At 61.6% G+C, this 11182-nt stretch carries 12 protein-coding genes and 3 pseudogenes; 8 read left to right on the top strand and 7 right to left on the bottom strand.

The genetic code is table 11. From position 1 onward, the window contains the following. Position 1 precedes the first annotated feature (1 nt). The 7 genes and pseudogenes from KQH55_RS16495 to KQH55_RS05065 all read left to right on the top strand — a co-directional run bounded on the left by KQH55_RS16495 (position 2) and on the right by KQH55_RS05065 (position 2859). A complete protein-coding gene (locus tag KQH55_RS16495) occupies positions 2-133 on the top strand; it encodes an acyl-CoA dehydrogenase family protein (RefSeq protein ID WP_373566363.1) in 132 nt (43 codons plus the stop codon). A gap of 340 nt (positions 134-473) precedes the next feature. Further along, positions 474-698 (top strand): TraY domain-containing protein, encoded by a 225-nt coding sequence (locus KQH55_RS05090; RefSeq protein WP_076787194.1) that lies wholly within the window; start codon positions 474-476, stop codon positions 696-698. After that, positions 682-951 (top strand): type II toxin-antitoxin system RelE/ParE family toxin, encoded by a 270-nt coding sequence (locus KQH55_RS05085; RefSeq protein WP_076794876.1) that lies wholly within the window; start codon positions 682-684, stop codon positions 949-951. Before KQH55_RS05090 ends, KQH55_RS05085 begins: the two co-directional genes overlap by 17 nt. Positions 952-1265: 314 nt before the next feature. Beyond that, positions 1266-1586 (top strand): annotated as a pseudogene (locus tag KQH55_RS05080) (IS21 family transposase); the annotation flags it as partial. Positions 1587-1652: 66 nt separating this feature from the next. Continuing rightward, positions 1653-1916: pseudogene (locus KQH55_RS05075) on the top strand (transposase); the annotation flags it as partial. A gap of 290 nt (positions 1917-2206) precedes the next feature. Further along, a complete protein-coding gene (locus KQH55_RS05070; protein WP_076785020.1) occupies positions 2207-2461 on the top strand; it encodes a type II toxin-antitoxin system Phd/YefM family antitoxin in 255 nt (84 codons plus the stop codon). Between the two features lie 56 nt (positions 2462-2517). Then, positions 2518-2859, top strand: a complete 342-nt coding sequence (locus KQH55_RS05065; protein ID WP_338876596.1) for a type II toxin-antitoxin system VapC family toxin — start codon at positions 2518-2520, stop codon at positions 2857-2859. A 27-nt stretch (positions 2860-2886) separates the two neighbouring features. On the opposite strand, the pseudogene KQH55_RS05060 reads toward KQH55_RS05065, so the two are convergent. The 7 genes and pseudogenes from KQH55_RS05060 to KQH55_RS05030 form a co-directional block, all read right to left on the bottom strand. Then, a pseudogene (locus KQH55_RS05060) lies at positions 2887-3012 on the bottom strand (IS481 family transposase); the annotation flags it as partial. A 288-nt stretch (positions 3013-3300) separates the two neighbouring features. Further along, positions 3301-3876: a polyhydroxyalkanoate synthesis repressor PhaR gene (phaR, locus tag KQH55_RS05055; RefSeq protein ID WP_076794867.1), complete on the bottom strand. Its 576-nt coding sequence runs from the start codon at positions 3874-3876 to the stop codon at positions 3301-3303. A gap of 106 nt (positions 3877-3982) precedes the next feature. After that, a complete protein-coding gene (locus KQH55_RS05050) occupies positions 3983-4723 on the bottom strand; it encodes a 3-ketoacyl-ACP reductase (protein WP_076785023.1) in 741 nt (246 codons plus the stop codon). A 46-nt stretch (positions 4724-4769) separates the two neighbouring features. Beyond that, positions 4770-5951 (bottom strand): acetyl-CoA C-acetyltransferase, encoded by a 1182-nt coding sequence (locus tag KQH55_RS05045; protein ID WP_235090315.1) that lies wholly within the window; start codon positions 5949-5951, stop codon positions 4770-4772. A 47-nt stretch (positions 5952-5998) separates the two neighbouring features. Continuing rightward, positions 5999-7981, bottom strand: a complete 1983-nt coding sequence (gene phaC / locus KQH55_RS05040) for a class I poly(R)-hydroxyalkanoic acid synthase (protein ID WP_373566362.1) — start codon at positions 7979-7981, stop codon at positions 5999-6001. A 332-nt stretch (positions 7982-8313) separates the two neighbouring features. Then, the gene (pgeF, locus tag KQH55_RS05035) at positions 8314-9240 is read right to left on the bottom strand and encodes a peptidoglycan editing factor PgeF (protein WP_235090314.1); all 927 of its coding nucleotides are present in this window, start codon (positions 9238-9240) and stop codon (positions 8314-8316) included. Further along, positions 9237-10349 carry an RluA family pseudouridine synthase gene (locus tag KQH55_RS05030; RefSeq protein ID WP_076797164.1) on the bottom strand — a complete coding sequence of 371 codons (1113 nt, stop codon included), beginning with the start codon at positions 10347-10349 and terminating at the stop codon, positions 9237-9239. Before KQH55_RS05030 ends, pgeF begins: the two co-directional genes overlap by 4 nt. Before the next feature lie 16 nt (positions 10350-10365). Here KQH55_RS05030 and KQH55_RS05025 point away from each other — a divergent pair, with 16 nt between their 5' ends. Then, positions 10366-11181, top strand: a complete 816-nt coding sequence (locus KQH55_RS05025) for an outer membrane protein assembly factor BamD (protein WP_235090313.1) — start codon at positions 10366-10368, stop codon at positions 11179-11181. The last annotated feature ends 1 nt before the right edge of the window (position 11182 follow it).

The raw sequence follows: 11182 nt of genomic DNA, 5'->3' as shown, positions 1-11182 counted from the left end.
CATTTACGGCGCACAAGGTTACCTCGCTCAAACCCCGACTGAAAGAGGACTGCGCGACGCCATCGCATCCCTCCTCTATTCGGGAACGTCTGATATTCAACGCAACATCATCGCCACCGAACTGGGATTATGAACTGACCTAGCGATGCGCCAGCGCAGCGTCGCGATCGAATCAGGCATGTGCCGTTCGCACACTGAGCGGCCGCGCGGCACGTCGTGCTCGGGTAAGGCAGGCGGGCGGCGGATATGGCGGTGTCGATACGGTGTCGTGTGGCATGAGGCTGGGGGCAGATGGGGAAATCGAGACTGGCTTTGAGGCAGCTAGCCCTTCAAAATTTTGATGCAACCGGGTGAGAGAGTGAAATCGAGCGCGGCAGGCAAAGCACAAAAAAGCTGGCTTGATGCCCACGCGGGAAACCAAGAATTCTCTGCCTATGCTATACATGTATAGCATAGCTTTTGAGGAGATTTTGATGCTAGCGATCCGACTTCCACAGGGGATCGAGAGCCGTCTAGAAGCTTTGGCGGCTGCTACGGGGCGGACTAAGACCTTTTACGCGCGCGAGGCGATCCTTGAACATATCGACAATTTGGAGGACGTGTATCTTGCCGAACAACGCCTGGCAGATCTTCGTGCTGGCCAAACCGAGGCCATTGCATTGGAAGACCTGATGAAGCAGTATGGCCTGGCAGGTTAAAGTCGAGACGGCAGCGGCGAAAGAGCTCAAGAAGCTTGGCCCGCCGCAGGCCGAGCGCGTGTTGCGATTTCTTTTCGACCGGGTGGCCAAATTGGACGACCCGCGCAGCATGGGGGAAGCGCTCAAGGGAGTAAAACTAGGTGAGTTCTGGGAATATCGTGTGGGCGATTATCGAGTCATCGCCAAGATTCAGGATGACGAGTTGCTCATTTTAGTGGTGCGGATCGGGAATCGCCGCGCGGTTTATAAGTGATGACAGCCGTGACGGCGGGTAACGCAAAGAGGTAGGAAAAGCGCGATGAAAGAGGATGATCGGAACTTATTCTGCGTATTTCGGTGAACGTGATCAGTGGTTCCGATTGATGGTGATCGGTCGTTTCGCTCGAAGGTGATCGCTGATCACCGTTTCCCGAAACGAGCGATCATCTTGCCGAAACGGGCGATCACGTTCCCGCAATAACAGCTGATCACGCGAGTGAAACGAGATGACCGTTGCGGCTCGGCGGTGGTGTTGCGCATGTGATCAACGACGAGCGTTAGCCTTGTCTCTTTTTAGGGGACAGTTTGATGCTGGCACATCGGATGAGCATGCGCAAACTGAGGGAAGTACTGCGACTGAAGTGGGCGTGCGGCTTGTCGCAACGCCAGATCAGCCGGGCGATCGGCATCAGCGTCGGCGCCATCTCGGCATACGCTGCACGCGCCAGCGCGGCGGGCCTCGACTGGGCTGCCGTCGAAGCGCTCGCCGACGACGAGCTCGAGATCAGGTTGGACCTGCCTGCGCAGACGGCGATTTCGACCCGAAGGGTTGAACCGGACTACGCGGCGATGCACCGTGACCTGCGCCGTAAGGGCGTGACGTTGCAACTACTCTGGGAAGAATACGTCCATGTAGTGGTCTAATGAAACCGGACACTGATCTAGGCGAGAATGCTCGCCATGAAGAGGTGTCTGATGAAGAAGCAGCGACGTACGTTTTCCCCGGAATTCAAACAGCAATCCGCCTGTCTGGTGCTCGAGCAGGGCTATAGCCATATGGAGGCGAGCCGTTCGGTGGGCGTTGGCGAGACGGTACTGCGTCGCTGGGTGCACCAGCTTCAGCAGGAACGTCAGGGCATCACGCCGCAAGGCAAGGCGATCACGCCAGATCAGCAACGCATTAAAGAACTCGAGGCGCGTATAGAACGCCTCGAACGTGAGAAGGCCATTTTAAAAAAGGCTACGGTAGGTTCAACTGATGTGTGCGATTCAGTCGTGTGCGTAGCGCGCATTTCCGATCCGATTTTCTCCTTTATATTCGAAACCCGGTGACGGCGGCTCATCGGCGGGCCGGTGATCCTCGTGCGGACCGAGCACGTCGAGGTATGCATCGAGAGCACGCTGAACCGACGCAGCGACCAACCGCGTAATGCCGCTGTAATCGTCTGCCACGCGCAATTGTAAAAATGTAATCGACATGAGGCGACAGAATACGTAAAATACGTACTGATCCTTATTAGGAGGTCAACATGCAGGCAATCACTGCCACCGAACTTGCCCGACAAACCCGCCAGGTTTTAGATACCGTCGCGCGTCAAGGCCAAACCATCATCGTCGAGCGTAACCATGTTCCGGTGGCTCGAATTGTGCCCCCCAAACTGACCATGACCGCCACCCAAGCGCTCGCGGGGCTGCCCGTAGCGCTCACGCCGCGGCAGGCCACGGCTTGGCTGGCTGACAGCCGTACTGACTTGGATAACAGCGTGCGAGATCCATGGGCGTAATCCTTGACAGTTGCATTTGGGTTGCATTAGCCGCAAAAACGCTTGATTCGCAAACCGTGATCGAACTCGCTGGCGACGCACCCGTGTTCATCTCAGTCATTTCGTTGGGCGAACTCGGATTTGGCGTGCAAGCTTGCACGGATCCTGTCGAGCGGGCCGTGCGCGCTGCCCATTTACAACAGCTTGAGCGGTGCCCGATTCGTGAGGTGTCGCAGCAGACTGCCGCCGCATTCGGCGTGCTTGCGGCTTTTGTCAAGCAATCTGGTCGGTCACCACGGCCTCGCTACAATGATCTGTGGATCGCTGCACAGGCGATCGAGCACGGCGATGCGCTGATGACACTTAACCGTGCCGACTTTGTCGACTTGCCAGGGTTGCGGCTCGTGACGCCTAGATAGAAGCGGCGCGCTTAGCCATTTAACAATGTAGCGACGTAGCCATTTGCGACGTGTCGGTTGGCAGATGCCACACTGCGCGCACACGAGGCCGGCAACGCCGGCTTCGTGATACATGTACACCCAACGTAATCGCGCGGCAATCTCTCGGTCCATCGCCTCATTTTAGTTGAAACGATGTCTGTGAATCGCACAGGTAAACGACTCAACCGAGCATAGCCTCCCCACGCGGAAATGAGAACGACGCATGCGTGGTTGCCGCACTCCTTAAGCGCAACACGCCCCGCCCAGCGCAGGCTGAGAAACGCTATCCGTTGCTGTTGACTGAAACGCCAGTTAACAAATTCACCGGTTTGTAAAATCCGGCCGGCGACCGTATACGCTGTATTAGCCCGGCGGGCATCGGCTACCGGGCTGGAGCGCTACTCGGCGCACTGGCGCCAACTATTTCTTGTCGCTGCCAGACGATGAGCTGCCACCACCCGGTGCGAACGGAAAGCTGCTAAACAGGGTCCTGGCCTGATTCTGCATTTGTTCTTGCATCTGCACGAACATGTTCTTCGACTGTTCGATGTAGCTGGTCATCATGCCTTGCATCATCGGCGCTTGCATGTTCATGAACTGCGACCAGATTTCCGGGTTCAGCGCATTGTTGTCGTACAGTCCCTTCGACTGCTCGGCAAACTTGTTTTGGATATCGATGAATGCCTGGATATTTTTCTCCAGGTACGTTCCCATCAAGCCTTGCATCGCATGACCATAGAAACGAATGATTTGCGACAGCATCGACGACGAGAACATCGGCACCCCGCCACTTTCCTCTTCCAGGATGATCTGCAGCAGGATGCTGCGGGTCAGGTCCTCGTTGGACTTGGCATCCACCACCTTGAACGCTTCCTGATCGAGCACGAGCTGCTTCACGTCGCTCAACGTGATGTATGTGCTCGTCTCGGTATCGTAGAGCCGACGGTTCGGATATTTCTTGATCAGACGTTCGGCAGGTTTCTTCGTAGTCGTCATGTCATGCCTTCAAGGACGAATGCGGACGTGCCATCCTCGACGGACGGCATGTCCCTTGTTCTGCGATGCATCCGCGGCACGCGTGGGGTGGCGCGCCACACGCGCATCACCCCATGTGCAGACCACCGTTCAGGGAAAAGTCCGCACCTGTCGCAAAGCCCGATTCATCCGAGGCGAGCCACGAGACAATCGATGCAATTTCCTCCGGCGCGCCGAAGCGCTTCACTGGAATGGTTGCAATGATTTTCTCGAGCACGTCTTGACGAATCGTCTTGACCATGTCGGTGCCGATGTAGCCCGGCGACACCGTATTGACGGTCACGCCCTTGGTCGCCACCTCTTGCGCGAGCGCCATCGTGAAACCATGGATGCCGGCCTTGGCCGTCGAGTAGTTTGTCTGCCCGAATTGCCCTTTTTGGCCGTTCACCGACGAGATATTAATCACCCGTCCCCAGCCGCGCTCGACCATGCCGTCGATGACCTGCTTCGTGACGTTGAATAGGCTCGTCAGGTTCGTGTTGATCACCGCGGTCCAGTCCTCGACGGTCATCTTACGAAACACCACGTCACGCGTGATGCCCGCGTTGTTGACCAGCACGTCGATATCACCGACTTCGGCCTTGATTTTGTCGAACGCTGCTTTGGTTGAACTCCAATCGCCGACATTGCCCTCGGACGCGATGAACTCGAAGCCCAATGCCTTCTGATCGTTAAGCCATTTCGTGCGACGGGGCGAGTTCGGGCCGCACCCGGCCACCACACGAAATCCATCGCGGTGCAGCCGTTGGCAGATTGCGGTGCCGATGCCGCCCATCCCTCCCGTTACGTATGCAATGCGTTGTGTCATCTGTCACGTCCTCCGATATCGATTCTGTTGCCTGCGCCGATGCCGCTCAGTCACGTTCGACCGCGAGTGCAACGCCCATGCCGCCACCGATGCACAACGACGCCAGACCGCGCTTCACATCGCGCCGGCGCATTTCATGCAACAGGGTGACCAAGATACGCGCACCGGACGCGCCGATCGGATGACCGATGGCGATCGCGCCGCCATTCACGTTGACCTTCGACACGTCCCAACCCATTTCTTGATGAACCGCCAGCGCTTGCGCGGCAAACGCCTCGTTGATCTCCATCAGGTCCAAGTCGGCCACCGACCAGCCCGCGCGCTCCAGGCAGCGACGCGAGGCGGGCACCGGGCCCATGCCCATCACCTCCGGGTCCACCCCCGCGCTCGCGTACGCCTTGATCCGGGCCAGCGGCTTCAAGCCGAGTGCCTCGGCTTTCTTCGCCGACATCACGACAAGCGCCGCCGCGCCGTCATTGATGCCTGATGCGTTCGCTGCGGTAACCGTGCCCTCCTTTGAAAACGCCGGCTTGAGCCCGGCCAGCGACTCTGCGCTCACGCCGTGGCGCACAAACTCGTCGGTCGCAAAGCGCACCGGCTCGCCCTTCTTCTGCGGAATATCGATCGGCACGATCTCGTCGTCAAAGCGGCCGGCCTTCTGCGCAGCTTCGGCCTTGTTCTGCGACAGCGCGGCGAACTGATCTTGTGCCTCGCGCGTAATACCGTACCCCTGCGCGACGTTCTCGGCGGTGATGCCCATATGGTACTGGTTGTAGACGTCCCATAAGCCGTCGACGATCATGCTGTCGATCAGCTTCGCCTCTCCCATCCGGAAGCCGTCGCGCGAACCGGGCAGCACGTGCGGCGCGGCACTCATGTTCTCCTGGCCGCCGGCGACCACGATCTGCGCGTCGCCGGCGATCACCGCGTTGGCGGCCAGCATCACCGCTTGCAGGCCGGAGCCGCAGACCTTGTTGATTGTCATCGCCGGCACGGCAGTGGGCAGCCCGGCCCTGATCAGCGCCTGGCGCGCCGGATTTTGGCCGGAGCCGGCGGTCAACACCTGCCCGAGAACCACATCGCTGACCTGCTCCGGCTTCACGCCGGCCCGCTCCAGGGCGGCCCGGATCACCGTTGCACCAAGCTCGGGCGCGGGAATGCGCGCCAGCGAACCACCGAATTTACCGACCGCGGTACGGACGGCGGACACGATCACAACGTCAGTCATTCGCTTTCCTTTTTAAAAACCCTTATCCGATTGCGTGCGCGACAGGTTTATACGTCGCGCACGAGGACATAACGGCCCGGCGCGGGTTCAATTGGCGGGTATGTCGCATTGCCGGCCTTCGCTCGCGCCTTGATCCGTTTGCCGCCGTACTGCGCCAGCCACCCCGACCATTCCGGCCACCAGCTCCCGGGCCACTGCGTAGATTGCTGGAGCCATTGCTCGGTGTCATTTGGCAACGCGCGTGTTTCCCCTTCGATCGCCCAATAACTGCGCTTGTTCTTGGCCGGCGGATTGATCACCCCCGCAATGTGACCGGATGCGCCAAGCACGAACTTGAGCGGACCGCTAAGCAGCGACGTCGATGCGTACGCGGTGCGCCACGGCACGATGTGGTCGTCCCTTGATCCATAGATGAACGTGGGCACGTCGATCTGGGTCAGATCCACCGGCTCCCCGCACACCGTCACGCCGCCCGGCACACGCAAGCGGTTCTCTAAGTACGTCTGGCGCAGATAGCGCGCATACATGGGCCCCGGCAAATTCGTTGAATCGCTGTTCCAGTACAGCAGGTCCAATGGTGCCGGCGTGCGTCCCTTCAGGTAATGGTCGACCACGTAGTTCCATACCAGGTCGTTTGGCCGCATGAACGAGAACGTGTTCGCAAACTCGACGCCGCGCATCAGGCCTGGCGCGCCGCCCCCTTTTGCGCCAATCGTCTGCTCGCGCATCGCGACGTGTGCCTCATCAACGAACACATCGAGCACACCGGTGTCGCCGAAATCCAGCATCGCGGTGAGCAGCGTCATCGACGCCGCCGGGCGCTCGCCACGCGCGGCACACACGGCCAGCGCCGTCGCGAGCAGCGTGCCACCGACGCAGAAGCCGAGCGTATTGAGCTGCTCACGGCCGGTAATGTCGCGCGTAGCATCGATCGCCGCGAGCACGCCGTCGGCGATATAGTCGTCCCACGTTTTGTGTGCAATCGACGCATCCGCATTGCGCCACGATATCAGAAACACGGGGTGGCCCTCGTCGAGCGCGTAGCGCACCAGCGAATTGTCCGGCTGCAAGTCCAGAATGTAGAATTTGTTGATACACGGCGGCACGACCAGCAGCGGCCGCTCGTAGACCGTCGGCGTGCGTGGCGTGTATTGGATCAGCTGGATCAACTCGTTCTCGAACACGACCCAGCCTTCGGTGCTCGCCAGGTTCTTGCCGACCACGAAACGCGATTCGTCGGTCTGCGAGATCTTGCCGCGTTGCAGGTCCGCCAACAAGTTCGCGATGCCCTGCCGCAGGCTTTCCCCCTGGGTGTCGAGCAGCATCTTTTGCGCTTCCGGATTGAGCGCGAGAAAATTGCTTGGCGATGCCGCGGCGATCCACTGCTCGACGACGAAACGGATCCGCTCGCGCGTCTTCGCATCCGCATCCAATGCATCCGCAAGCTTGTTCAGATAGCGCGAGTTGAGCAGGTACCACGCCGCCGCCAGCGCGTAGGTCGGCGTCGCCTTCCATTCGTCGGCGCTGAAACGGCGGTCGCCCGGCTCAAACAGTGCGTCAATGTCCGCCGAGCCCGGCGTAAATTTCAGCGCGCGCTCGATCAATGTCTGGCACTCGTGCAGATAGTCATGCTGCAGCGCTTGCAATCGCTGCGGATCGAATCTCACGCTGGGCACCGCACCGAGCGACGCAAACGGGTTCGTCAACGCGGCCGGCACATTCGACAACCCGCCGGCGGCATGGAGCAGCGCAAACACAAACGGCGACGCAGTCAGCGCGGGACCGAATGCACTGGCCCATGCCGGACCGAACAACGTGGCCAGTCCAGCCATGGGCGCGGCAGTTGCGCCGCCGTGTGGCAGATCGGCGCGGCCCTTGCTGTCCTCTGCGCCACCCGCGCGCTCGTCTGCGCCGCACGCCGCCGGCTGTGCGACCACGGCCTGCTGCATGGCCGTCATTCGTTGCGGCCAAGTGGCCAGGTCCGTGAACTGGCGCCATGCGTTCAGCCAGCCGTCGAACAGAGGTCGGATATCGCCGGCCGAATCCCCGACTGAGGAAGCACCAGTGCTGGATGGCTGCGAGGTTCTGGATGAGTCTGCCATACCCGTATGGAGTGACTGGTGCTCTTATAGCGTGACAAAGGCAGGCTGTGTATCGGTCGCGCAAACGCGCCGCAAGGCCGTCGCCGATCGACTGCCTCCGGGCATTCTTGCTCCCCCGCACGACGCGTGTCAATCACGACGACCGATTTTGCCGCACTGCGCCATTTTTTTAATCGGCATTTTCCCGAGGCCACGGCACGCGACCGCGACCGCAGCCGTGTGGTATGGCGGTGGGGGCCGCCGCCACACCACACATACGGTCAGGCCAACCAGATCAATGCTGCCATGCGGCCCGTCGTGCGGTCCCGTCGATAGGAATAGAAACGCGCAGGATCGCTGAACGTGCACGCGTGGGGCCCGCTCACATGGTGCACGCCGACCCGGGCCAGCCTCAGCCGGGCTAGTGCGCCAAGATTCCCAAAGTACTTGCATCGGCCATCGCCGTGCACATCGGCGGCGTCATCGACACGTGAAACGTCATCGATAGCACGCGAGGGCAGCTCGACGAACGCCGCATCGGTCGCATCACGCTCGTCTGGCAGCGACGCGTCGAGGAACGCGGCGCGCACCTCTTCCCCGACTTCGAACGCACATGGACCGATCGATGGGCCGAGATACGCGTGCAGCACCCCGGGCGCGTGCTCATGGCGCGCGAGCAATGCGCGCACCGCACCGACCGTATGCTCGACCACGCCGCCGACGAGCCCGCGCCATCCGGCATGCGCGGCGCCCACGGCCCGGCCGGCTTCGTCGCAAATCAACACCGGCATGCAGTCGGCCACCAGTATCGCGCAAACCACCCCGGCGCGGTCGGTCACGCTGGCATCGGCCTTCGGCCCCAGCGCATCGGCTGTCAGCAGATCGGTCCCGACCACTTCGTCGGCGCTGACCACGCGCGTGCCATGCACCTGCTCGAGCCAGGCGGCGTGCGCACCCACCAGCGCGAGCACGCGGCGACGGTTCTCGCGCACCGCATCCATGTCATCGCCGGTATGCAGCCCCAGGTTCAGGCCGCCAGGCGCGCATTGCTGATTGCGCAGCACGCCATATGCGCCGCAGCTCACGCCGCCGGCGCGCGTGGTCATCAGCGCACACACGCGCTGGCTCACGCGCCAGTCCGGCACGATGCAGTCGGATAGCGTCAACTCGGCAAAGCGTTGGGACGTCGGGGCGCCGATCGGATTCATTCGAACTCGTCCTCTTCATCGTCGGCAACACTGCCGCCGTCGTAGGCGTGTTGCTGTGCGAAGTCGATTGTCGCGGCTTCGTCATCGGGTGTGTCCGCCAGTCCGAGCGCGGCGGCCAATTGCGCCAGGTCCTCCGGCATCGCCGAGCGCCACGCCACCGGCGCGTGGGTGGCCGGGTGCACCAGCGCGAGCCGCCACGCATGCAGCGCCTGGCGTGCGAAGCCGGCGGGCAGCGCGGGCCGTTGCCGCGCGTTGCGCACGCGGCCATACAGCGGGTCGCCAAGCAGCGGGTGGCCGGTATGGGCAAGATGTACGCGGATCTGATGCGTGCGCCCGGTCTCCAAATCACAACGCAGCCTCGATACCGGTTGTCCGGCCCACACGCCGCTGGCCACGGTCTCGAAGTGCGTGCGCGCGGCCTTGCCGGCGGCCCCGGCGATCACCGCCATGCGCGTACGCTCGCGCGGATCCCGTCCGATCGGCGCGTCGATGCATCCGCTCGGCGGCGTCACGCCCCAGGCAAGCGCAATATAGCGACGCTTGACCGTGCGCGCCTGCAACTGCCTGACCAGATCTGTCTGCGCAGCCAACGTCCGCGCGACCACCATGAGGCCTGAGGTGTCCTTGTCCAGACGGTGCACAATGCCCGCACGCGGCAGTCCGGCAGCGTCCGGATAGCGATGCAGCAGGCCGTTGAGCAGCGTGCCACTCCAATTGCCCGCAGCCGGGTGCACGACCAGCCCGGCCGGCTTGTCGATCACAACCAAGGTGTCGTCCTCGTAGACGATTGGCAATGGCACCGGCTCCGGCGCGAACGCCAGCGCTTGCGGTAGCAGGTCCGGCACAAGCCGCACGGTCGCACCCGGCGGCACTGGCTGGCGCAGCCGCGCCGGTGCGCCGTCCAACGTCACGCGCCCCGCGTCGATCCACGTCTGCAGGCGGCTGCGCGAGAAGGCGGGGAACAGTCGCGCAAGGACCTTGTCCAGCCGCTCGCCCGCCAACGCCGGCGGTACCCGCGCAACCTGCTCGTCGAGGCGGGCCGAGCTTTCGCTTGGGCTATAATCGTGCGGATCGACGCCGGCGCTGGACCGGTCATTTGAACGAGTCATCTGGACTTCACTGGACATGCGAGTGCTGAACACATTGAGGATCGCTGCCGTAACCATCACAGCGGCGATCGTCGCCGGCTGCCACGGGCTACCCGAGAAAACGGACGAAACGGCAGCGTGGACCAATCAGAAATTATACTCGGAGGCCCAGGACGCCTTTACCGCCGGTGACTGGAGCAAGTGCTCAAAGTACTTCGAATTGCTGCAGGGGCGCGATCCGTTCGGTCATTTCGCGCAACAGGCGCAAATCAACGTCGCATACTGCCAATGGAAGGACAATGAAACAGCGGCGGCCGAACAAGCGGTAGACCGCTTCATCCAGTTGCACCCCGACCATCCGGATATCGCATACGCGTACTACTTGAAGGGCCTAATCAGCTTCAACGACGACCTGGGTCTATTCGGCCGCTTCGCCGGTCAGGACATGAGCGAGCGCGACCCGAAGGCGTTGCGTGACTCGTACGATGCGTTTCGCGTCGTCGTCGAGAAGTATCCGAGCAGCAAGTACGCGCCGGACGCCGCACAACGCATGCGTTACATCGTCAACGCATTGGCGTCGCACGAAGTGCACACCGCCGACTATTACTATCGGCGCGGCGCGTACGTTGCCGCGATCAATCGCGCGCAAATGGTGCTGAAGGAATACAAGAATGCGCCGGCCACCGAGGATGCGCTGCATGTGATGATATTGTCGTATCGCGCGCTGAACCAGCCGCAGCTCGCCGACGATACCCAGCGCGTGCTTACATCGACGTTTCCGGACAGCCCATACGTGACCGGTCACGCCCGCACACTGCGCAAGGGTGAAAAGCCGTGGTATCAATTCTGGTGAA

The sequence above is a fragment of the Mycetohabitans sp. B3 genome (genome assembly GCF_021498065.1).
Classification (GTDB): Bacteria; Pseudomonadota; Gammaproteobacteria; order Burkholderiales; family Burkholderiaceae; genus Mycetohabitans.
Note: the sequence above shows the minus strand (reverse complement) of the source record. Positions and strands in the feature narration are given on the sequence as shown.

What these genes read in the sequence shown, in the direction of transcription:
- KQH55_RS05090 (WP_076787194.1), top strand. Translation starts at nt 474, where the DNA reads ATGCTAGCGATCCGACTTCCACAGGGGATCGAGAGCCGTCTAGAAGCT.
- KQH55_RS05085 (WP_076794876.1), top strand. Translation starts at nt 682, where the DNA reads ATGGCCTGGCAGGTTAAAGTCGAGACGGCAGCGGCGAAAGAGCTCAAG.
- KQH55_RS05070 (WP_076785020.1), top strand. Translation starts at nt 2,207, where the DNA reads ATGCAGGCAATCACTGCCACCGAACTTGCCCGACAAACCCGCCAGGTT.
- phaR (WP_076794867.1), bottom strand. Translation starts at nt 3,876, where the DNA reads ATGACGACTACGAAGAAACCTGCCGAACGTCTGATCAAGAAATATCCG.
- KQH55_RS05050 (WP_076785023.1), bottom strand. Translation starts at nt 4,723, where the DNA reads ATGACACAACGCATTGCATACGTAACGGGAGGGATGGGCGGCATCGGC.
- KQH55_RS05045 (WP_235090315.1), bottom strand. Translation starts at nt 5,951, where the DNA reads ATGACTGACGTTGTGATCGTGTCCGCCGTCCGTACCGCGGTCGGTAAA.
- pgeF (WP_235090314.1), bottom strand. Translation starts at nt 9,240, where the DNA reads ATGAATCCGATCGGCGCCCCGACGTCCCAACGCTTTGCCGAGTTGACG.
- KQH55_RS05030 (WP_076797164.1), bottom strand. Translation starts at nt 10,349, where the DNA reads ATGACTCGTTCAAATGACCGGTCCAGCGCCGGCGTCGATCCGCACGAT.
- KQH55_RS05025 (WP_235090313.1), top strand. Translation starts at nt 10,366, where the DNA reads ATGCGAGTGCTGAACACATTGAGGATCGCTGCCGTAACCATCACAGCG.